A 21825-nucleotide genomic window follows, 5' to 3' on the forward strand; every position below is an offset into this window, starting at 1 on the left:
ATCGCGTTCTTGATGCTCTGGCTCCGCCACGCGGAATTGTCAGACACGGCCTAGGCGGTGCGGGCGTCGTGTGCCGCACGGTTGGTGAGGACCTCGTCCATGTGCGTCTCGGCCCAGCCCTTGAGCCCGCGCATCAGGTGGTGCAGTGACAGGCCGAGCTCGGTGAGCTCGTAGGAGACCGTGACGGGGACGGTGGGGGTCACGGTGCGGGTGACGAGGCCGTCGCGCTCCAGGGAACGCAGCGTCTGGGTGAGCATCTTCTGGCTGACGCCCGCGAGCAGCCGGGACAGCTCCGAGAAGCGCATCGCCCGGGGCTCGCCCGGGCGGTCCGCGCCGGTCCGGGACGGATCGCCGGCGCGCCCCGCGGGGCGGCCCGCCTCGATCCGCGAGCCCCCGCCGCCGAGTGCGCACAGGATCAAGGCGACCCATTTGTCGGAGATCCGATCGAGCAGCATCCGGCTCGGGCAGGCGGCCAGGAACGCGTCGTACTCGCTCTTGGCCTGGGCCCTCTTCTCGGCCGCCGTGGTCGTGCTCATCGTCCGCTCCCGTCACCCGCGGGTCACCAAGGCACTTCGAGGTGCCTACTTCCCGTTGGAAAGTTGCATGACCATTATGAAGTCAGACCTCATGAGGCACCATCACTGAGATCGACACGGAAGACACGAGGCATGAGCGCACTCTCCCTTTCCCTCCCCGGCGGCACCTGGGCCCTGGGTGATATGACCGTCACCCGCTTCGGCTACGGCGCGATGCAGCTCGCGGGCCCCGGGGTCATGGGACCACCCGCCGACCGGGACGGCGCGCTCGCCGTCCTGCGCGAGGCCGTCGACCTCGGGATCACCCACATCGACACCAGCGACGCCTACGGACCGCGCATCACCAACCAGCTGATCCGCGAAGCACTGCACCCCTACCCGGAGACGCTGCGCATCGTGACGAAGGTCGGCGCGCGACGGGACGAGCAGGGCGGGTGGCCGCCGGCGCGGCGGCCGGACCAGTTGCGCCGGCAGGTGGAGGAGAACCTCGAGTCCCTAGGACTCGAGACACTGGACCTGGTGAACCTCCGGCTCGGCGACGCCGCCGGCCCTCAGGCGGGTTCGATCGCCGAGGCGTTCGAGACGCTCGCCGGACTCCAGAGGCAGGGCGTCATCCGTCACCTCGGGGTGAGCAACGCCACCGCCGAGCAGATCGCCGAGGCCCGGAGCATCGCGCCGATCGTGTGCGTGCAGAACATGTACAACCTCGCCCACCGCCACGACGACGAGCTGATCGACCGGCTCGCCGCCGAAGGCATCGCCTACGTGCCGTTCTTCCCGCTCGGCGGGTTCAGCCCCCTCCAGTCCTCCACGCTCTCCGCGGTCGCCGCCCGGCTGGAGGCCACCCCCATGTCGGTCGCCCTGGCCTGGCTGCTGCACCGGTCGCCGAACATCCTGCTGATCCCCGGCACCTCCTCGGTCGCGCACCTGCGGGAGAACGTCGCCGGCGCCCGGCTCTCGCTGTCCGACGAGGACCTCGCCGAGCTGGACGGGATCGGACGCGGGTGACTCCTGCGGGGTCCGCGGCACCCGGCCCGGGCCCGGTGGACAGGCCGGTGGCGCGCCGGGCGGTCACCCGCTCGGTGAGGGATCACCCGGCGCGGGCCCCGCGAGGCACCCGACGCCCGGCGGACGGGCCGCCGCGGGGGTCGCGTGCGGTCAGTCCCCCTTCGGGCTCCACCGGGTGACCGCGCGCCCCGCCTCCAGCTCGGCCCACTCGTCGTCGGTCTCGATGACCGCGAACGCCCCCGGCGGGAAACCGGGGTCACCGTCGCGCGCGGTCAGGCCCATGACCAGCTCGTGGACGCCGGGGTTGTGCCCGACCAGCAGCAGCGTCCGCACCTCGGGACCGGTCCGCCGCAGCAGCGCCAGCAGCTCGTCGGCGTAGGCCTCGTAGACGTCCCGCTCGTACTCGACGGGCCCGTCCGGCACGGCCAGCTCGGCGGTCCGCCGGGTCCGCACCGACGGCGAGCAGAGCACCAGATCGGGCCGGAGTCCCAGGCCGGCGAGGACCTCGCCGATCCTGCGGGCGTCGCGCTCGCCCCGGTCCGTGAGGGGACGTTCGGCGTCGGCGAGCCCGGGGACGTGGGCCGCCTTGGCGTGCCGCAGCACGATCAGCGTGCGCGCCGTCACCGCGCCGCCCACATGGCGAGTGCGACGATCGCCGCGAACACCACGGCCATCACCAGCAGGATCATCAGGAGCGCCCTGCCCCCGGAAGGCTCTTGTTCCATCGGACCTCCGGCACTCCCGCCGACCGGCGCCGGCCCGTGCCGTCCCTCCCCTTCGTCACCGCGTCGCCTGCGGCCGTGGCCCGGCCGCCGTCCGTCCCGCGGGAGGGGAGAACCCTCTCCCGGCGGAGTCACCGACCAGTTTCCCACCGCACCCCGTCCGTCCACGCGGAAGGGGTGCGCGGCGATGCGCGCACCCCTTCGGGAGGACGGCTCGCGGTGCGCAGGGCCCCGGAGGATCCCCCCGGGGCCCTGCGCACCGTACTCAGCCGGCGACCGGCTCCGCCTCGCGGTCCGAGCTGCTCGGCTCGGCCGGCAGGTCGTCCACCGACCGGCGCTTGGAGACGACCACCGCGGCGATCACCACGATCACGGCGAGCGCCGCGATGCCGGCCCGCAGCACCGTGCTGTCGGCGTAGATCACGACGGCCGGGGCGATCAGCAGCGCCACGAGGTTCATCACCTTGATGAGCGGGTTGATCGCCGGGCCCGCGGTGTCCTTGAACGGGTCGCCGACCGTGTCGCCGATGACCGTGGCCGCGTGGGCCTCGGAGCCCTTGCCGCCGTGGTGGCCGTCCTCGACCAGCTTCTTGGCGTTGTCCCAGGCTCCGCCGGAGTTGGCCAGGAAGACCGCCATCAGCGTGCCGCAGGCGATCGCGCCCGCCAGGAACGCGCCGAGCGGCGCGTACCCGAGGGCGAAGCCCACCGCGATCGGCGTCATCACCGCCAGCAGGCCGGGCGTGGCCAGCTCGCGCAGCGAGTCACGGGTGCAGATGTCCACGACGCGGCCGTACTCGGGTGTCTCGGTGCCGTCCATGATGCCCGGCTTGCTGCGGAACTGCTCGCGCACCTCGAAGACGACCCGCATGGCCGCCCGGCCCACCGCCATGATCGCCAGACCGGAGAACATGAACACGACCGCGGCGCCGACCACCAGGCCGACGAGCACGTTCGGCGAGTCGACGCCGAGACTGAAGGTGGCGAAGGTGCCCAGCGCCTCCTTCACCCCCTGCGAGGCCGTGACCAGCTCGGTCTCGACCGCCGTGCGGAAGGCGCCGAACAGCGCCGTCGCGGCGAGCACCGCGGTGGCGATCGCGATGCCCTTGGTGATCGCCTTGGTGGTGTTGCCGACGGCGTCCAGCGAGGTGAGCACCGCGGCGCCCTCGCCCTCGACGTCGCCCGACATCTCGGCGATGCCCTGGGCGTTGTCGGAGACCGGCCCGAAGGTGTCCATGGAGACGATGACGCCCACCGTGGTCAGCAGGCCGGTGCCGGCCAGGGCCACCGCGAACAGGGCGACGGTGACGTTTCCGAAGCCGAGCAGGAACGCGCCGTAGACCGCGCCGCCGATGAGCAGCGCCGAGTAGACCGCCGACTCCAGTCCGACGCTGATGCCGGACAGGATGACCGTGGCGGGCCCGGTGACGGAGCTCTCGCCGATCTCCCTCACCGGCCGCCGGTTGGTCTCGGTGAAGTAACCGGTGAGGAGCTGGATGGCGCTGGCCAGGACCAGGCCGATCAGCACCGCGCCGATCGCGATGATCCGCGGATCGGTGTCGAGGGCCGCGATCTGCGGGCTCACCCCGGTCAGCTCGGCGAAGCTGCCCGGCAGGTAGAGGAAGGCGGCGCCGGCGACCAGCAGCGCGGAGATGACCGCGGAGATGAAGAAGCCGCGGTTGATGGCCGCCATCCCGTTGCGGTCGCCGCTGCGCGGGGAGGTGACGAAGATGCCGATGATCGCGGTCAGCACGCCGATCATCGGCACGATCAGCGGGAAGACCAGGCCCTCGGTGCCGAAGGCCACCTTGCCCAGGATCAGGCTGGCGACCAGCATGACCGCGTAGGACTCGAACAGGTCGGCGGCCATGCCCGCGCAGTCGCCGACGTTGTCGCCGACGTTGTCGGCGATGGTGGCGGCGTTGCGCGGGTCGTCCTCCGGGATGCCCTGCTCGACCTTGCCGACCAGGTCGGCGCCGACGTCGGCCGCCTTGGTGAAGATGCCGCCGCCGACCCGCATGAACATCGCGAGCAGCGCGGCGCCGAAGCCGAAGCCCTCCAGCACGGCGGGGGCGTCGCCCTTGTAGACGAACACCACGATGGCCGCGCCGAGCAGGCCCAGGCCGACGGTGAACATGCCCGCCACACCGCCGGTGCGGAAGGCGATGCGCATGGCGGCCCGCTCACCCGACGCGCGGGCGGCGGCGGCGACGCGGACGTTCCCGCGCACCGCCAGCCACATGCCCATGAAGCCGGTCAGCGCGGAGAACAGCGCGCCGACCACGAAGAAGACCGAGCGTCCGATCGCCACGCCGGTCGACGACGCGGGGAGCAGGTAGAGAAGGAACGGGATGACGATGACGAAGACGGCGAGCGTGCGGAACTGCCGCGTGAGATAGGCGGCGGCTCCTTCCTGCACGGCCCGCGAGATGTTGCGCATGCGCTCGGTGCCCTGGTCGGCGGCGAGCACCTCCCGCACGAGGCCGCCGGCGACGGCGAGCGCGAGCAGGGCTACGGCGGCGACCACGACCACGATGGTGAGGTGGGAACCGCTCAGGGATACCGCCGCCTCATCGGCAGCGGCGAGATGGACTGACATCCGACTCTCCTCGGCAAGACGGGAACACGTCCTGCCCGGAGTGCGCTGCGACGGTGATCGGCGGGCTGGCGGCGCACATCCGGGTGATTGGCAGTGCCGCTTCCGGTTGCGTCCACAGACCTTCTTCCGGACGGAACCCGACATCGGTCCCGTCCGAAGGACAAACCTTGGCCGGTGCGGGGAGTCTACGCAGCCAGGACGCGGATATGAAGTCTCTGCGCACCGTCAATCGACGACGTGTCCGATAGTGCCCGCCAACCGGCCTGCTTACGCCCCCGTCAGCCCAGGTGACGCGCCGTGCACACCGGTATTTCCCGCCCATTTCGGATTGCTTTTTCCCACGATTGAGCGGATCCGGAAATCGGCCGGACATGCGGGGGCCCGGGCGCGTCGCACGGACGCGCCCGGGCCTCGGGGAACGTGGGGCCGGTCCGGGTCAGGCCGGGGACATGCCGTTGGGCATGGCCGGCCAGCTCATGCGGATGCGCATGCCCTTCTGGCTGGGGTAGACCTCGACGTCGTCGGCCAGCCCTGCGATGACCGCGATGCCGAACCCGGACATCAGGGTGTCGGGGACCTTCCCGAGAAGGTCGTCGAAGGAGAGCGAGCCGCGCTCCTGCTCCAACTCGTCGCTCGGAGCCGAATCGGTGACGATCACCTCGAAGCGTCCCGAGTCGTCACACAGCTCGAGGCGGATCGGCTCCCCCGGGCAGTGGACGCGGTGCGCCTCGACGGCCCGGGAGCACGCCTCACCGACGGCGAGCCGTACCTCGTCCAGCAGGGACTCCTCCACGCCGGTACGGCGGGCGATCGCCGTGGCGACCAGGCGCGCCGTACGCACGTGCGCGGGAAGGGCGCTGAACGTCAGCTCGACGGTAGCCATGACTACTTGTCTCGGCCGTGGGCTTCCTTGGCCTCGTCGACCGAAGAGTAGATGCCGAAGACCTTGGTCAGGCCCGTGATGCGGAAGATCTTGAGAATGCGCTCCTGGGTGCAGACGAGCTCCAGGGAACCGTCGTGCGCCCGCACGCGCTTGAGCCCGCCGACCAGCACGCCGAGACCCGTGGAGTCGAGGAAGTCGACCTTCTCCATGTTCACGAGCAGGTGGAAGTTGCCCTTGTTCACCAGGTCGATCAGGAGCTCACGCAACCTGGGCGCGGTGTAGACATCGATCTCACCCTCGACCTCGACGATGGTGAGACGGTCCTCGGAATGGTGGTCCAACTTCAGATCCACAGATCCTCCAGCGCCTTGCCTGCGAAAATACCGATTCAGGCGTGACTTCTGGGACCTGGAGGTCCCTAGACGACAAGCCCCGACGCGCGGCATTCAACCATGCGTACGCTCAGTGTCTATACGAAATCACGATTCCCGGCGACTCTGCCCACAGATGCGAGACTGAAAACCCGTGAGCATGCCCTCTTCCTCACCGTCGCGAGCGGAGCCCATCCTGTCCCGTCTGCTCGGCGTTCCCGCACGTCGGGCGCGCGTGACGCACGTGGAACACGTTCCCGCACGTCAGGCCGGTGACGTCGGGTGGCCGGAATGGGTCAGCGAGGTGCTGGTTACGCGCTGGGCGAACCAGGGTATTTTCGGCCTTTGGCCGCACCAGGCGGAGGTGGCCGAGCTGGCCCGCGGCGGCCGAAACGTGATCATCGCCACAGGGACCGCCTCCGGCAAGTCCCTCGCCTACCAGGTCCCCGCGCTCACCTCCGTCCTCGACGGCGGCACCGCCCTCTACCTCACGCCCACCAAGGCCCTGGCGGCCGACCAGCTCCGCGCCCTGCGGGCGCTCGACGTGCCGGGGCTGCGCGCCGCGGCCTTCGACGGCGACACCCCCTACGAGGAGCGCACCTGGATCCGGCAGCACGCCAACTACGTGCTCACCAACCCCGACATGCTCCACCGCACCCTGCTACCCGGCCACGCCCGCTGGTCCGGCTTCTGGCGGCGGCTGCGGACGGTCGTGGTCGACGAGTGCCACGGCTACCGGGGCGTGTTCGGCTCCCACGTGGCGCAGATCCTGCGCCGCCTGCGCCGGGTCTGCGCCCGGTACGGCGCGGACCCGGTCTTCGTCCTCGCCTCGGCCACGGCCAGCGACCCCCGGTCCTTCGCGATGCGCCTGACGGGCCTCCAGACGGCCGAGGTGACCACGGACGCCTCTCCCCGGGGGGCGACCACCTTCGCCCTGTGGGAGCCGCCCCTGACCGATCTGCGCGGCGAGGGCGGCGCGCCGGTCAGACGCCCGGCCACCGCCGAGACCGCCGACCTGCTCGCCGACCTCGTCCTGGCCGGGACCCGCACCCTCGCCTTCGTCCGCTCCCGCCGCGCCGCCGAGTCCGTGGCGCTGTCCGCCCGGGCCCGCCTCGCGGACCTCGCCGCCGACGCCGCACCCGGGCGGGCCCCCGCGGACCTGCCGGACAGGGTGGCGGCCTACCGCGCCGGCTACCTCGCCGAGGAGCGCCGGGAGCTGGAACGGGCCCTGCGCGCGGGGGAGGTCCTCGGGCTGGCCACGACCAACGCCCTGGAGCTGGGCGTCGACGTGTCGGGGCTGGACGCGGTCCTCATCGCGGGCTGGCCGGGTACCCGGGCCTCGCTCTGGCAGCAGGCCGGGCGGGCCGGCCGGGCCGGTCAGGACGCACTGGCGGTGCTGGTCGCCAGGGACGACCCGCTCGACACCTATCTGGTCCACCACCCCGAGGCCCTGTTCGGCCGGCCGGTGGAGGCGATCGTGCTCGACCCCGGCAACCCCTACATCCTGGGCCCGCACCTGTGCGCCGCCGCCGCCGAGATCCCCCTCACCGAGGACGATCTGGAGATCTTCGGCCCCACCGCGAAGGACGTGCTCGCCGACCTGGTCCACGACGGCATGCTCCGGCGCCGGTCCACCGGGTGGTTCTGGACCAGGCGGGAGCGGGCCACCGACCTCGCCGACATCCGGGGCTCCGGGGGCGCGCCGGTGCAGGTCGTCGAGCTGTCCACCGGGCGCCTGCTGGGCACCGTGGACGAGCCGTCGGCCCACTCGACCGTGCACGCCGGCGCCGTCTACGTCCACCAGGGCGAGACGTTCCTCGTCTCCGAGCTCGACCTGGAGGCGGGGGTCGCGCTCGTCGAGGCGGGGACCCCCGACTACACGACCTTCGCCAGGGACGTCACCGAGATCTCGGTCCTCGACTCGCTCCGCTCACACCCGCTCGGCCCGGGCGAGCTCCACTTCGGCTCGGTGGAGGTCACCCGCCAGGTCGTGTCCTATCTGAAGCGCCGGCTGCAGAGCGGCGAGCTCCTGGGCGACGAGGACCTCGACCTGCCCCCGCGGACCCTGCGCACCCGCGCGGTCTGGTGGACGCTGCCCGCCGGCGCCGTCGCGCCTCTGGCCGAGGCCGGGATCGACCTGGGGGGAGCCGCGCACGCCGCAGAGCACGCCGCCATCGGCATGCTCCCGCTCTTCGCGACCTGCGACCGCTGGGACATCGGCGGCGTCTCGACGGAGCTGCACGCCGACACCGGCATGCTCACCGTCTTCGTCTACGACGGGCACGAGGGCGGGGCGGGTTTCGCCGAGCGCGGCTTCTCCCGCGCCCTCGACTGGCTCACCGCGACCCGGGAGGCCATCGCCTCGTGCGAGTGCGAGCGCGGCTGCCCCTCGTGCATCCAGTCGCCCAAGTGCGGCAACGGCAACGAGCCCCTGGACAAGGCCGGCGCCCTGCGGCTGCTGGCCGTCCTGCTCTCGCTCGACGCCCCTCCCGGCGGGTGACATCCAGCCGGGAGACCGGTGGCCCCGTGGGTGGACGGGATGGCGGGGCTCCGCGACCGGGCAGGGCAGCGGGGTGACGGACCCGCGGACGGCCGGGCGGCCCCCGGGACGTCCGGACGGACGGCGGGACGGCGGGACGGCGGGACGGCGGGACGGCGGGACGGCGGGACGGCCGTCCGCCCCGCCGGACGGCGGCTCCGGGAGCCGCCTGGCGGTGGCGCGCCTACGAGAGGCGGCCGTCCCGGGGACCCGGGCCCTCAGCGGGCCCGGCCACCGGAACGGCGGTGTCCGGGATGGGCCGTGTCGTCGTCCTGCTCGTCCTCCGCCCCGTCCTCCGCCCAGAAATCCAGCGCACCGGGCTGAGGTCGCTTCCAGAACCCGCTGTCCTCCATCGACCGGGGCACCGGCGGGAGGTAGCCGTCCCACTGGTCACCGATCCGGACCGCCACCGGGGTGACGGCACCGATCTCGGGAATCGGTGCGGCCGTGGGCAGCGGGGAGTAGGGCGATCCGAGGCGGGTGGAAGGCACATCGGCGCCCGCGTGCCCCCCGGGCCATGTCCCGTGATCCTCGTACGAGCCCTCGCACTCACCGGAACAGCCCGCATGCCCGCCCGCACCGTGTGCGTACCGATCGTCAGGGCCTGCACGCCCGTCGCGGAACCCGCCCGGCCCGCCTGCCCCGACGCATCCGACCGTCCCGATGTGCCCGGCCGGGTGTGCCGTTCCGTCCGGCACAGCCGGGACCGGTGCGCCCGCGGGACCGGGGACGGACGGGGGATCCGGAGAGTGCGCGTCCCCGGGCCCCGCGGCGGGCCGCCGGGGGTGGGGGGCCGTGGCCACCGCGAGGATGACCGCCGGACGGCGGGATGCCGCCTCCGCCGCTCCGGGGGCGGGACTCCGCTCCCCGGCCTCCCCGGTGCGGGAACCCGTGCGAAGGCCCGTGCGGAGGAATGAGGCGGCGCGTGATCCGGCTGCGGGCGGACCGGCTCCCATGGATCCGGTGCCCTCTGGCCCTGCGCCTCCAGGCCGATCCGGACCGGGTCCTGCGCCTCCAGATCGATCCGGACCGGGTCCGCCCGGACCGGGCCCAGCCAGGCCGGGTCCGCCGATCCCGACGGTCCGCAGTCCCTTCACCCCGGTGGCGCCCGGCCCGCCGGTCCCCGCTGCCCGCATCCCGGTCCCGGACCCACCCGCCCCGGCCGTGCCGCGTCCGCCGGTCCCCGCTGCCCGCACCCCGGTCCCGGACCCACCCGCCCCGGGAGCGGCGGCTCCGGCGCCGGACCCGATGGCCTCGGTGGAGCCCTGCCCACCCGCCCTGGTCGCCCACATCCTGCGGCGGAACCACGCACCACCGTGGGCTCCGAGGAGCAGCAGGATGAGGCCCCCTGCGATGAGGAAGCCGTACCCGCTCATCCCGCCCGGCTCCGACTCGGACGGACGTGCGGGGACGTCCGCGATCGTCTCGGCCGCGGCGCCGGAGTCCGGGCCGCTCCCCGCCGTGCCGGGCTCGCCGCCCGGCCCCGTGCCGCCATCCGCGGCACCGGCGCGGGTGCCGACACCGGCGCGGGTGCCGGAGTCCGGACCGGTCGTGGCCGTGCCGTCGCCGCCGCCCGGTGCGGAGGACCCGCCGCCCTCCTCTTTCCCTCCGGAACGGGACACCGCCTCCTGCCGTCCGGCCGGGCCCGTCGCGGGCCTCTTCTGCGGCAGCCGCGGCAGATCCTCGACACCCGCCCGCCGGTCGTCCTTCTCTCCGCGCTCCTCCTGCCGGGTTCCGGTGTCCTCCTGCGGGGCTCCGGCGCCACGCCGGTCCGCACCGTCCCGGCCGGAGAGCGCGGGCCGCGCCGCCTCGGGGGCGGCGGGAAGGCTCACCCCCACGGCGGCCGACCGGCCCGAGGCCAGGATGCCGCCCCTGCCGTCGCTCCGCAGCGCCCGGACCGTGAACCCGATCCGCCGGCCCGCGGCCTTGGCGGGAACGGCCAGGGTCGCCCTGCACGAACCACCGCCGCACGCACCGCTCACCCGCACGGCGCCGACTCTGCCGGTCCGGTCCGTGAAGATCTCGTAACTCCGCAGGTCGGGCTCCGCCCCCCTGTTCCAGGTCAGCACGGCCCGCCCACCCCGCAGCCGGACTCCCACCCCTCCCGGAACGGCCGGGGGAGCGATCTGGACCAAGGTCCTCGACGCCTCGTCCCACTTTCCGCCCAGCAGCTTGCCCCGTTCGACGAGCCTGATCGTGTGACGGCCGTTCGCGTGCCTCCGCGGATCCCAGGTGTAGGAGACACGCCGATCCCCCTTGGCCACCTGCCTGCCGTTGACGTAGAGGACGGCGTCGAACACGAGATCGACCCGACCCGAGATCGTCACTTTCCGCTCAGAGATGACCCGCGACGGCATGTCCAGGCTCGCCCGCGCGTGGGCGGGACCCGCCCCGGCGAACAGCGCGGACACGGACACGATCGGAGCGACCACCGCCACGGCGACCAGCCTGCGAACCGTCGTCACGACGCTTCCCTTCGTCGAGAGCCGCGCCCGCGTCCGCCCCGCCGGGCGTGCGCACGAGGCGGCGTGGACGGGAGGTAAGTGGAACGTTACGTGAGCTTTTTCATTTTTGGACACGCCGTCCAAGAAGTTGTGATTGGATCGCGACCTCGTCCTCGGACTCCTCCACGCCTTCCGGGTCTTCGGATCTTCCATGCCCCGGTGTCCCGGCCCTCGTCCTCGACGGCCTCTTTCCCGCGTCTCCTCCCTGCCGCATCCTCGCCGCCTCCGCGCCCTTCCGTCGCCCTCCCACCTCTCACCTGGCTTCGGGATCCCCGGCTTCCCAGCCCGTCACCGCAGGCTCCGCCCACCCCGCCGCTCGACCGGTGGAGTCGGCGACGAACACCGGGCCGGCCCGTGCCCGTGCGCGGACCTCTCCGCTCCGCATGACGGGCAGCGAGAACCTCACGGCCACCTGGACCGCGACGATGCCGTCGCCGCTCGCGGAGCACCCCACGAGTCCGGCTCCGTTCTCCGCCACCAGTGGAGCGGCCCGCGCACATGCCCGGCCGGGGTCGGAGAAGACCAGCCGCGCGGCGGCGAGCGCCCCGAGATCCGCCGCGGTCTGCGCGCGATGGCGCGCCACTCTCACCGTCCCGGCGAACACCACCGCCGCCACCGCCGTGAAGAGCACGGCCACGACCCCGATCACCCAGATCGTCGCCGAGCCACGCTCCCGCCGATCCGCCGCCCCCGCGGCGAAGCCCCTCATGGAGCGCCTCCGGCGCCGGGGCTCGGGCCTTCTCCGGCGCCTGGGCTCGGACCCTCCCCCACGTGACCTTCTCCCGAGGCATCAGGACGGTCTTCTGAGACATCAGGCCGCACGGCGGCCCCTCTCCCGGAGACATCCGCCTGCTCCACCCCCGGCTCCGTCGCGGAGACCGCGGTCGCACGGACGGTCACCTCCGGCAGGGGAAGGCTCCACCCCGGCCTGACCTCCACGGAGACCTCCACCCGGGCACGCTCGGAGTCCCTGGTCACCTCAGCCCTGGCTCCGGCGGGCGCGGCGGCGAGGACACGACCTCGGACCCGGTCGAGCGGCTCCCCCCGGGAGGCGGCCCGGGCTCCCGTGCGGGCGGCGTCCGTGCACTCCAGCTGCGCACCGACCACCGCGATCGCCCACAGCCCCGCCGCCAGCACCACCACCAGGGCCGGCAGCGCCGCGGCGGTCTCCGCGGTCACCGACCCCCGGCAACCGGCCACCGCCGCCCCGGCCGGACGCGCACGGAGGGGACTGCGGAAGCGGCGGATCACCGGGCTCATCCCGCGACGTTCAGGGCCCGGTTGATGAGAGATGAGATCATCTCCTGGACCTCCGGGCTCGTCACGACCTTGAAGAGCAGCGCGGCGAACGCGCAGGCGGCGATGGTGCCCACGGCGTACTCGGCGGTGGACATGCCGCGCTCGCGCCCCGCGCCCGCGGCCAGCAGGCGGATCCGCCCCCATCTCGCCAGCACGCGCCGGAGAACCCGTGCGCGCCGGAGAGCGCCCGTGCTCGATGCAGCCATCGTTTCCTCCCGAGGATCAGGGCCGTGCCCCTGTGGCCGGCGCCGGTCATCAGGCTCCCGGATATTCACATGATCCTGTGGACAAGGGCAGCACTCTGTGGAAAACCACTCCACCCGCACGTCAAGCCTGTGGATAACTCACGGGATGAGGACCTCTCCGGCGAGCCCGGCGACCACGGGAACGACTCCCAGGAAGACGAAGGCGGGCAGGAAGCACAGGCCCAGAGGGGCGACGGCCTGAACCCCGACCCGCCGCGCGGCGGCGGCCGACGCGGCCCGCGCCGCATGGCGGGCGTCGTCGGACACCCTGGTCAGCACGTCGGCCACCGGCGCACCGCTGAGGGCCGCCCGGCTCATGGTCCGGGCGAGCGGGGCGAGCGCGCGTTCGTCCGCCAGGGCGAGCCAGGCCTGCTCCGGCACGGCCCCCAGCCGCAACTGCCCGCCCACCCAGGCGAGCCGGGCGCCGAGCGGCCCGCCGATCGCCTGCACGGTCACGTCGAGGGCACCGGTGACCGGTTGTCCCGCACGCAGGCAGGCCACCATCAGATCGGCCGCGAGCGGCAGGTCCGCCGTGATCCGGGCGCGTTCCCGGCGTCTCCCCGGTGGCTCCCGCCTCCGCAGAAGGAGCGGCACGGCGATGGAACCGGCCACTCCTGCGAGGGCCCCCGCCACACCTCCGAGCAGGAGGAAGACCGCCGCCCCCGTGACGGCCGCGAGCGCGATGCCTCCTCGGTCCTGCGGTCTTCTGCCGGAGGAACCGACCCCGGACCCACCGCCGCCGGACCCGGCGGCGCCGCTCGCACGACCGCAGGCCGCTCCTCCGCACGCACGCGGCCCGCCTTCCGTCGGGCGGGGCCCGTGTCCGCAGGTGGAGGTCCCAGGTGGGGGATGCGGCCGCATCCGGCAGAGCCGCCGGACGGAGCCGCCGGGTGAGGTCCACAACCAGACGGCCACCCCGATGAGCACGGCCGACAGCACCTCCGCCGGTAGAACGGTCCGCGGCATCTCCGCCTCCTTCTCGGTCGGACATCTCGATCCCCTCCCCGGCCGGGCGTCCCCAGCCCACTCGGTCGGGCGTCCCCGGCTCTTCCTCAGCCGGACGCCCCCGGGCGGGCCGCTCCCGGGCGGGCCGCTCCCGGGCGGGCCGCTCCCCGCCCCGGCCCTCAGCCGTGTTCCGCACGGGCGGCCAACCGGTGCGTCCACCAGAGACCGCAGCAGTCGAGCGCGACACCGAGCACCAGGCAGGCCGCACCCACCGGACCGCCGAACAGGAAGTCCAGAGGGCGCATGCCCAGTCCCGCCGCCATCAGCAGGCCCAGCACGGGCAGTGCGGCGAGCATCCGGGCGGTCGCGCGGGGACCGGCGAGTTGGGCGGCGACCTCCTGCCGGTGCGCTTCGGCCTCCCGCAGCGAGGCGGCCACCCGGTCGACGAGGACCACGAGCCCACCACCGACGGTGACACCCGCCCGCCAGCAGGCGGCCAGCCTGCGGAGCCCCTCGCCTCCCCGATCGGGTGCGACGGCCAGCAGCGCCGCCGGAACGTCTCCGCCGTCCCGTGCCGCCGCGGCCAGGGCGCGCCCCGCCGCCGGGTCGGGGAACGCCACGGCGGGGACCACCCGGGCCAGCGCCTCGTTCGCGGTCCGTCCCGCGGCCAGCTCGGCGGCCAGCCCCTGGCAGAGCTCCAGGGACGCCTCCCGCCAGGCCGCCGCCCGCCGGGCGGGCAAGGACCGCCGAACAGGCGGCCACCGGGAACGCCGGGATCCGTCCGGAGCGGGCCGGCGCAGTCTCCGCAGCCGTGCGGCCGCCGGGTCGGGCCCGGTCCACGACCAGACCGCCAGCGCGGCGAGGAGCAGGGCCGCCGCGGTCACGGCCGGACCGGGACGCCGGGCGCCCGGGCGGCGAGCGCGGGCAGGCCGGGGCCGGGGACCGCCCGACCGCCCGTTGTGAAGGTCAGAGCCGGCTCGGCACGGACCAGGCCGGACGGGTGGCGGGTCATCATGCAGATCTCCGCCACCCGTCGGCGGCCGTCGGCGTGGTCGCGGGTGAGGTGGACGACCGCGTCGAGCGCCGCGGCGATCTGGCTGTGCACCGCCTCCCTGCTGAGACCCGCGGCGCAGGCCAGGGCCTCCAGCCGGGAGGGTACGTCGGCCGCGGTGTTGGCGTGCAGCGTGCCGCAGCCTCCCTCGTGCCCGGTGTTCAGCGCCGCCAGGAGGTCGACGACCTCCGCTCCGCGGACCTCGCCGACGACGAGACGGTCCGGGCGCATGCGCAGGGCCTGGCGGACCAGGTCGCGCAGACCGACGCCCCCGACGCCCTCGAGGTTGGCCGGTCGGGACTCCAGCCGCACGACGTGCGGGTGCACGGGTCGCAGCTCGGCGGAGTCCTCGACCAGGAGGAGGCGCTCTGCGCCGTCGGCCAGGGAGAGCAGCGCGGACAGCAGCGTCGTCTTCCCCGTGCCGGTGCCCCCCGAGATCAGGAACGCGAGCCGCGACTCCACCATCGCGGTGAGCACCGGGACGGTGTCCGGCCCGATCGTCCCCGCCTCCACCAGGTCGGGAAGGGTGAACGTGCGCCGCGGCGGGAGCCGCAGGGACAGACAGGTGCCTCCGGGCGCCACCGGGGGCAGCACGGCGTGGAGCCGGACCCCGCCGGCGAGCCTGGCGTCGACGTAGGGGCAGGCGTCGTCGAGGCGGCGCCCCGCCGCCGACGCCAGGCGCTGGGCGAGCCTGCGGACCGCCTCCTCGTCCGGGAAGGCGACCTGGGTCCGGCGCAGGCCCCGGCCGTCGTCGACCCATACCTCACGCGGCCCGTTCACCAGCACGTCGGTCACCTCGGGCTCGGCCAGCAGCGGCTCCAGCGGGCCCGCTCCGATGAGATCCGCGCACAGGGCGCGGGCCACCGCCAGGATCTCGGCGTCCCCGAGCATCGCCCGCTCCGCCCGGAGCGCGGCGGTGACGTGCGCGGCGCTGGGCTCGGCTCCGGTCCGCGCCAGCCGTACCCGGACGGCCTCGACCAGTTCGGGCGAGACCGCGGTGACCGGCGGGGTCCGGCTCACGTCCCGGCTCCGGACAGCCGAACCCCGGACAGCCGAACCCCGGACAGCCGGGCTCGGGACGGTCCGGCCCCGGGTCCTCCGGCTCCGGGCATGCCCGTCCCGGGCGTCCCTGCACCGGGCGGGGCTCCTTCCAGGGAGTCCAGGAACGCCCCGCAGAACCGGCCGAGGACGGTCCTGCGGCCGATCGGCGGGGCGTCCCCCCGGTTCAGTGCGGCCGCGAGCCGCGGCTGGTCGGGCAGGCCTCCGGCGTACGGCGTGCCGAGGGAGGCCGCCACCACCTCGTCGTCCAGGACTCCGCCGCGGACGACCGCCCGGACCTCGCCGGTGTGCCGGCGTATCTCCGTCAGCACCTGGGCCGCGGCGAGGACGCCCCGGACGTCGGCGGTGACGACCAGCAGGGTGGTGGAGGCCCGGCCGAGGGCCTCCACCGCGGCCGGGTCCGCGGCGCGCGGGAGGTCGACCACCACCAGGTCGAACCCCCGCCTGCCCGCGTCGAGGACCGAGCGCATCGCCTCGGCGGGGATGCGCTCGGCCTTACCGCGGTGGAAGGACAGGAGGCTCAGCCCGGCGAAGGCGGGGAGCGCCGCCCGGAGCGCGGTGAAGCTCACCCTGCCCTCCCTGGCCACCAGGTCGGGCCAGCGGGCGCCCTCGGCCTCCTCCTGACCGAGCAGGAGGTCGAGTCCTCCGCCGAGCGGATCGGCGTCGACCAGGAGCGTGCGCCGGCGCCTGCGGGCGGAGGCCAGGGCGAGCGAGGAGGCGAGGACGCTGGCTCCGGCCCCTCCCCTGCCCCCCACGACGCAGACGACGGTCCCCGCTCGCGTGGCGGGCTCGGCGACGTCGGCGAACTCGTCGGCCAGGCGCCGCTCCGCGGCGGGGAGCTCCAGCACGTCCTGCGCCCCGACCGCGACGCACCTGCGCCAGGTGTCGGGGTCGCCGGGGTCGCGGGTGACCAGCACGACCCGGGGACGGGGCGGTGGCCCGGTCGCCGCCAGCGCGTCGGCGACGTCGCTGCCGACCACGACCATCGGGGCGCGGGTCCAGTAGGGGCGGGCGTGCGCGGGCACGTGCGCCACGTCGAGCTCCGCGCCCGCCGCGGCGGCGACGCGGAGCAGGTCGTCGAGCAGGTCGTGGTCCTCGGTGATGACCAACGGGCGGTCCAAGGATGCCTCCTGAGACGTGGGAGGCACGGCCACGGCCTCGGACCTGCGGCGGCCGCGCCTCCCGGGAACCTGGGAGACCCACCTTCCGGAGGAGGCGCCCTCCGCCGAGTCCTCGAACCCCGCTCTGTGGACGGCCCCTCCGGTCCCCCGCCTGCCTGTGGAGAACCCGCCCGGGACGAAGCCCGCGGAAGAAGCCCGCGACCGGTACGGCGAAGCGCGCGGAGCCGCGGGCGGCAGGCACACCCGTCGGGCAGGGACCGCGGCCGCCGCACCGGAGGCTCACGGTGGGCCGACGGAGCGCGGTGAGCCCGCGAGACACGGTGAACCCCCAGGGGCGCGGCGCGCCCGGAAAAGGGGCGACCCCCGCTGGGGGGGAGAGCGGGGGTCGCCGAGCGGTCCGGCTCCGGGGGGGTGAAGCCGGTCCCGCTTCTCAGAAGAGAGCTTTCAGCAGCGCGGTGCGCGTGGCAAGGGAGTCGCGGGACCGAGCATGGACGCCACTCCGGCTCATGGGGATGCACCCGTATCGTGCCCCATTCCGTTGAGTTTCGTCGAGACGTAATCTGGAGTTTGTGGTGGTTTTTTCGCCTTAATTCCGCCTTAACGGTCACGCCCCGGATCCGGGCCCGAAACGGCCGCCCCTCCGGCCCGCGCCAACCACGATCACAGATGGTGATCACGACCGAGGGCGTCGGCCCGCATCCCCGGACCCGCCCCACCGTGCAGAAAATCCCATTTATGGCTGCTTGTCCAAAAGCCCGGCAAATCCGTAAAGGTCTTGGTCTTAGGGGTTCCCATCAGCCGGAATCCGTCGTACAAAGGGTGTACGGACTCAAGGTCCGGGCACGGCCGCCAGGTACCCACGCGCGACCAGCCGCGGGAGGCGCGTCGACGCGGGCTTGCCCCGTCTCGACGGATAGAGGTGCACGCTTGGTAACCAGGTGAGACGTGCGGCGACGGCGCTCCACCGAGGGAGCGCCGTCTGCTGTGCCCGGCCTCCGTGTCCGTAATCCCCGCGCCGATCCCCGCGGCGCCGGCGGCGGTGCCGCGCAGGGCCGTCAGCCGCCGCGCTGCATGGACTCGCAGATCGCCGTCGCCTCGCGGACGCCGAGCTCGACCGCCGAAGCGCAGTGCCGCACCCACGTCGTCATGCCCTCGCGGGTGCCGGTCAGGTAGGCCCGCAGGCTCTCCGGGTAGGCGGTCCCGAGCTCCAGATGGCCCAGTTCCACCGCCGCCAGCGACTTCGGGTCGAGACCGAACTCCACCAGGGTCAGCCGCTCCGCCGCCCGCGCGACGATCCCGTCCGCGGTGCCGAACGGCCGCAGCACGGCCAACTCCGCGTGGACGACGGCGGCCGCCACCAGCGCGGGCGCCTTGGAGCCCCCCGTCACCAGATCGACCAGCCCGTCCACCCGCGCCACGGTCTCCGCGGCCCCGGGCGCGGCGCCCACTCCGAGCGGGTCGGGCGCCTCGTCGGCGGTCCGGGGACGGCCGAGCTCCCCGTCCTCGATGAGCCCGACCGCGGCCAGGGTGTGCAGCCGGGCCAGCACCTGACGCGGCGCGGTACGCCAGGTGGCGCCGAGCCTGCCCAACTCCGCCGAGACGCGCAGCGCGCCCTGCAGGACGGGGTCGGTCGCCTCCGGGACGGCCTCCAGCGGGACGTCCACCCCCTCGATCGCGGCGGACGCGCGGGCGCCGTGCAGGGCGGACCTGGCGGAGACCTCGGGGCTCTTGCGCCGCAGCACGCGGTGCCCGTAGAGCCGGTCCACGGCCTTGCGCACGTCGGCCACGGCCTCCTGCACGCCCGGCAGTTCGGCGATGACAGCCAATGGGTCGCTCACGGTTCCCGACCCTACCGGCCGGTCACCAGGCACCCGCCATCCGCCTCCACCCGCCGCCCGGCCCCGCCGGACCCTCCCGCCTCCGCCCGGCCGCGGCCGGGACCTGCGGGCCCGCCCCCTCCGCCCGGCCGCGCACGCACCGGACCGCTCACCGGCCGCCGGACCGTTCACCGAACGTATGGCGCCATCCGGCGCAGCGTCCGGCCGGAGGCCGTGAAAGGCCGCCGCCGCCGTTCCTATGGTGGCGGCACCGCGCCGTTTCCCCGACCCCTTATCCACAGCTGAGCCCGCATGAACCGGAACGTCCCATGTATCCACTTGGTACATACCTGTCTAGACCTCTTGTGTCGGGCGGCGCTGACCTGGTGAAGTGGGACACACCCCGAAGCCGATGAGCAGTACGAGTAAGGAGTGCGCAGTGGCCCCGGAGACCCCTGGTTCCGAACCGCGTGAGACCCACGAGACGCTGTCGAACCTGCTGAGCGAGACCCGGCGGTTCGCCCCTCCTGCAGAACTGGCCGCGAAGGCGAACGTGACCGAGCAGGCCTACGCCGAGGCCGCGGCCGACCGCCTGGCGTTCTGGGAGAAGCAGGCGGAGCGGCTGAGCTGGTCCAGGCGCTGGGACACCGTGCTGGAGTGGAACCCGCCGTTCGCCAAGTGGTTCCTCGGCGGAGAGCTGAACGTCGCCTACAACTGCGTCGACCGCCACGTCGAGGAGGGGCGCGGTGACAGGATCGCCTACCACTGGGAGGGCGAGCCCGAAGGCGACAGCCGTACGATCACCTACGCCGACCTGCAGCGAGAGGTCTGCAAGGCGGCCAACGCCCTGATCGAGCTGGGGGTCGGCAAGGGCGACCGGGTCGCGATCTACATGCCGATGATCCCCGAGCTGCCGATCACGATGCTCGCCTGCGCCCGCATCGGCGCCGTCCACTCGGTGGTCTTCGGCGGCTTCTCCGCGACCGCGCTCAGCGGCCGGATCAAGGACGCCGACGCCAAGGTCGTGGTCACCGCCGACGGCGGCTACCGGCGCGGCGCGCCCAGCGCGCTCAAGCCGACCGTGGACGAGGCCCTGGCGGAGTGCCCCGGCGTCGAGCACGTGCTCGTGGTCCGCCGGACCGGCCAGGAGGTGGACTGGACCGGCAAGGACGTCTGGTGGCACGACCTGGTCGAGCGCCAGAGCACCGAGCACGCCCCGGTCCCGCACGACTCCGAGCACCCGCTCTACATCCTCTACACCAGCGGCACGACCGGCCGGCCGAAGGGCATCCTGCACACCACCGGCGGCTATCTGACGCAGACCGCCTACACCCACCACGCGGTCTTCGACCTCAAGCCGGAGACCGACGTCTACTGGTGCACCGCCGACATCGGCTGGGTGACCGGCCACTCCTACATCGTGTACGGCCCGCTCGCCAACGGCGCCACCAGCGTCATCTACGAGGGCACCCCCGACACCCCGCACCGCGGCCGCTTCTGGGAGATCGTGCAGAAGTACGGGGTCACGATCCTCTACACCGCCCCGACCGCGATCCGCACGTTCATGAAGTGGGGCGACGACATCCCCGCCAAGTACGACATGTCGTCCCTGCGCATCCTCGGCAGCGTCGGCGAGCCGATCAATCCCGAGGCCTACGTGTGGTACCGCGAGCACATCGGCGGGAACCGCACCCCCGTCGTGGACACCTGGTGGCAGACCGAGACCGGCGCCATCATGATCAGCCCGCTCCCGGGAGTGACGCACGGCAAGCCCGGCGCGGCCATGCGCCCGCTGCCCGGCATCACCGCCGACGTGGTCGACGACCAGGGCAACAGCGTCGGCAACGGCGGTGGCGGCTACCTCGCCATCCGCGACCCGTGGCCGTCGATGCTCCGCACGATCTGGGGCGACGACCAGCGCTACATCGACACCTACTGGTCCCGTTTCGAGGGCATGTACTTCGCCGGCGACGGCGCCAAGAAGGACGAGGACGGCGACATCTGGCTGCTCGGCCGGGTCGACGACGTCATGCTCGTCTCGGGCCACAACATCTCCACCACCGAGGTGGAGTCGGCCCTGGTCTCCCACCCGAAGGTCGCCGAGGCGGCCGTGGTCGGCGCGACCGACCCGGTGACCGGCCAGGCCATCGTGTCGTTCGTGATCCTGCGCGGCGGCGCCGAGGAGAGCGAGGACATCGCGGCCGAGCTGCGCGCGCACGTCGCCAGGACGCTCGGCCCGATCGCCAAGCCCCGGCAGATCCTGGTCGTGCCCGAGCTGCCCAAGACCCGCTCCGGCAAGATCATGCGCCGGCTGCTCCGCGACGTGGCGGAGAACCGCAGCATCGGTGACGTCACCACGCTGGCCGACAGCACGGTGATGAACCTCATCTCCGAGAAGCTGCCCAGCGCCAAGAGCGAAGACTGATCCCCCGGCGGCTCCTCACCGCGCCGAGGATCCGCCCCGGACGGCGGGCTCGGGCCCCGGTCTTCCCGGAACCCGAGCCCGCCGCACCCGCGGACCGCACCCGCGGTCCCGCGCCCCCCGAACCGCACCCGCGGTCCCGCCGCGCCTGCGGACCCGTGTGCCTCCGGATCCGCCGCGCCTGCGGATCCCGGCCGCCGCGGACGGTCCGCCGCGCGACCGCCGTCACGTGTGCGACGGACGCGGGGAGCGGCATCCGTTCTGCAGCGTTATGTAGGCTGTTGCAGGGGAATGCCGGGAAGTCTGGTCGGCCGGGAAGGGACAGGCCCTTCCCGAACAGGCCTCCTGGGAGTTCCATGCGCCGCGCCGCCGAGATCCGGCCGTCCCGCACCGCCGTCCGCCGCCCCCTCCGGCGGGCCGAGCCGCACCGGGGCGTGCCGCGGGCCGACCGGGACCGGGCACACCACCGCCGGCACCCTCGCCGTCCCGGCCGCGCCGACCACCACGGCCGCGACCTCCGACCCGCCGGCCGCCATGTCGGCCGCGACCTCCAACCCGGTGGCCGTGACGCAGGTCGTGGCCTCCGGCCCGCCGGCCGCCGTGCCCGGCCCCCGGCGGCCTCCGCCGTACCGCCGCCCGCCCTCCGGCCCGCCGGGGCGGTGCCCGACGGCGGCGGCCCGGGGACGGTCCCGCCCGGTCGGGCGGTG

The 21825-nt window shown here is 74.0% G+C and carries 17 protein-coding genes; 3 read left to right on the plus strand and 14 right to left on the minus strand.

The window, feature by feature from the left end; translation table 11 throughout:
- Positions 1 to 50: 50 nt before the first annotated feature.
- Entirely contained in the window at positions 51 to 536 is a 486-nt protein-coding gene (locus tag ABD823_RS31965; protein ID WP_344866213.1) for a winged helix-turn-helix transcriptional regulator, read from the minus strand.
- 132 nt (positions 537 to 668) lie between these two features.
- Here ABD823_RS31965 and ABD823_RS31970 point away from each other — a divergent pair, with 132 nt between their 5' ends.
- A complete protein-coding gene (locus ABD823_RS31970; RefSeq protein WP_344866215.1) occupies positions 669 to 1544 on the plus strand; it encodes an aldo/keto reductase family oxidoreductase in 876 nt (291 codons plus the stop codon).
- Between the two features lie 150 nt (positions 1545 to 1694).
- Here ABD823_RS31970 and ABD823_RS31975 read toward each other — a convergent pair whose 3' ends face one another.
- From ABD823_RS31975 to ABD823_RS31990, 4 genes are all read right to left on the minus strand, one after another.
- Positions 1695 to 2168, minus strand: a complete 474-nt coding sequence (locus ABD823_RS31975) for a SixA phosphatase family protein (RefSeq protein ID WP_344866217.1) — start codon at positions 2166 to 2168, stop codon at positions 1695 to 1697.
- 363 nt (positions 2169 to 2531) lie between these two features.
- Positions 2532 to 4862: a sodium-translocating pyrophosphatase gene (locus tag ABD823_RS31980; RefSeq protein WP_344866219.1), complete on the minus strand. Its 2331-nt coding sequence runs from the start codon at positions 4860 to 4862 to the stop codon at positions 2532 to 2534.
- Positions 4863 to 5298: 436 nt separating this feature from the next.
- A complete protein-coding gene (locus ABD823_RS31985; protein WP_344866221.1) occupies positions 5299 to 5745 on the minus strand; it encodes an ATP-binding protein in 447 nt (148 codons plus the stop codon).
- Positions 5746 to 5747: 2 nt separating this feature from the next.
- Complete coding sequence (locus ABD823_RS31990; protein WP_344866223.1) at positions 5748 to 6098, minus strand: STAS domain-containing protein; 351 nt, start codon at positions 6096 to 6098, stop codon at positions 5748 to 5750.
- A 178-nt stretch (positions 6099 to 6276) separates the two neighbouring features.
- On the opposite strand from ABD823_RS31990, the gene ABD823_RS31995 reads away from it, so the two are divergent.
- Complete coding sequence (locus tag ABD823_RS31995; RefSeq protein WP_425566692.1) at positions 6277 to 8616, plus strand: DEAD/DEAH box helicase; 2340 nt, start codon at positions 6277 to 6279, stop codon at positions 8614 to 8616.
- Between the two features lie 257 nt (positions 8617 to 8873).
- Here ABD823_RS31995 and ABD823_RS32000 read toward each other — a convergent pair whose 3' ends face one another.
- From ABD823_RS32000 to ABD823_RS32040, 9 genes are all read right to left on the minus strand, one after another.
- On the minus strand, positions 8874 to 9146 hold the full coding sequence (locus tag ABD823_RS32000) for a hypothetical protein (protein ID WP_344866227.1): 273 nt from the start codon (positions 9144 to 9146) through the stop codon (positions 8874 to 8876).
- A 2266-nt stretch (positions 9147 to 11412) separates the two neighbouring features.
- Positions 11413 to 11868: an Rv3654c family TadE-like protein gene (locus tag ABD823_RS32005; protein ID WP_344866229.1), complete on the minus strand. Its 456-nt coding sequence runs from the start codon at positions 11866 to 11868 to the stop codon at positions 11413 to 11415.
- Complete coding sequence (locus ABD823_RS32010; RefSeq protein ID WP_344866231.1) at positions 11865 to 12419, minus strand: TadE family type IV pilus minor pilin; 555 nt, start codon at positions 12417 to 12419, stop codon at positions 11865 to 11867. The genes ABD823_RS32005 and ABD823_RS32010 overlap by 4 nt, the downstream gene beginning before the upstream one ends.
- Entirely contained in the window at positions 12416 to 12613 is a 198-nt protein-coding gene (locus ABD823_RS32015; protein ID WP_344866233.1) for a DUF4244 domain-containing protein, read from the minus strand. Before ABD823_RS32015 ends, ABD823_RS32010 begins: the two co-directional genes overlap by 4 nt.
- Before the next feature lie 189 nt (positions 12614 to 12802).
- Entirely contained in the window at positions 12803 to 13315 is a 513-nt protein-coding gene (locus ABD823_RS32020; protein ID WP_344866235.1) for a type II secretion system F family protein, read from the minus strand.
- Between the two features lie 512 nt (positions 13316 to 13827).
- Positions 13828 to 14532, minus strand: coding sequence for a type II secretion system F family protein (locus ABD823_RS32025; RefSeq protein WP_344866237.1), 705 nt, complete (start codon positions 14530 to 14532; stop codon positions 13828 to 13830).
- A complete protein-coding gene (locus tag ABD823_RS32030) occupies positions 14529 to 15719 on the minus strand; it encodes a TadA family conjugal transfer-associated ATPase (RefSeq protein ID WP_344866239.1) in 1191 nt (396 codons plus the stop codon). Before ABD823_RS32030 ends, ABD823_RS32025 begins: the two co-directional genes overlap by 4 nt.
- Positions 15716 to 16879 (minus strand): septum site-determining protein Ssd, encoded by a 1164-nt coding sequence (ssd, locus tag ABD823_RS32035; protein ID WP_344866241.1) that lies wholly within the window; start codon positions 16877 to 16879, stop codon positions 15716 to 15718. Before ssd ends, ABD823_RS32030 begins: the two co-directional genes overlap by 4 nt.
- 1055 nt (positions 16880 to 17934) lie before the next feature.
- On the minus strand, positions 17935 to 18717 hold the full coding sequence (locus tag ABD823_RS32040) for a Fic family protein (protein ID WP_344866243.1): 783 nt from the start codon (positions 18715 to 18717) through the stop codon (positions 17935 to 17937).
- A 391-nt stretch (positions 18718 to 19108) separates the two neighbouring features.
- Here ABD823_RS32040 and acs point away from each other — a divergent pair, with 391 nt between their 5' ends.
- Positions 19109 to 21121 carry an acetate--CoA ligase gene (gene acs, locus ABD823_RS32045; RefSeq protein ID WP_344866245.1) on the plus strand — a complete coding sequence of 671 codons (2013 nt, stop codon included), beginning with the start codon at positions 19109 to 19111 and terminating at the stop codon, positions 21119 to 21121.
- The last annotated feature ends 704 nt before the right edge of the window (positions 21122 to 21825 follow it).

The sequence above is a fragment of the Planomonospora alba genome, assembly GCF_039534085.1.
Classification (GTDB): Bacteria; Actinomycetota; Actinomycetes; order Streptosporangiales; family Streptosporangiaceae; genus Planomonospora_B; species Planomonospora_B alba.

Bases quoted from the DNA above. Each gene is read 5' to 3' on its own strand.
- ABD823_RS31965 (WP_344866213.1), bottom strand. From the start codon at position 536: ATGAGCACGACCACGGCGGCCGAGAAGAGGGCCCAGGCCAAGAGCGAG.
- ABD823_RS31970 (WP_344866215.1), top strand. From the start codon at position 669: ATGAGCGCACTCTCCCTTTCCCTCCCCGGCGGCACCTGGGCCCTGGGT.
- ABD823_RS31980 (WP_344866219.1), bottom strand. From the start codon at position 4,862: ATGTCAGTCCATCTCGCCGCTGCCGATGAGGCGGCGGTATCCCTGAGC.
- ABD823_RS31985 (WP_344866221.1), bottom strand. From the start codon at position 5,745: ATGGCTACCGTCGAGCTGACGTTCAGCGCCCTTCCCGCGCACGTGCGT.
- ABD823_RS31995 (WP_425566692.1), top strand. From the start codon at position 6,277: ATGCCCTCTTCCTCACCGTCGCGAGCGGAGCCCATCCTGTCCCGTCTG.
- ABD823_RS32005 (WP_344866229.1), bottom strand. From the start codon at position 11,868: ATGAGGGGCTTCGCCGCGGGGGCGGCGGATCGGCGGGAGCGTGGCTCG.
- ABD823_RS32010 (WP_344866231.1), bottom strand. From the start codon at position 12,419: ATGAGCCCGGTGATCCGCCGCTTCCGCAGTCCCCTCCGTGCGCGTCCG.
- acs (WP_344866245.1), top strand. From the start codon at position 19,109: ATGAGCAGTACGAGTAAGGAGTGCGCAGTGGCCCCGGAGACCCCTGGT.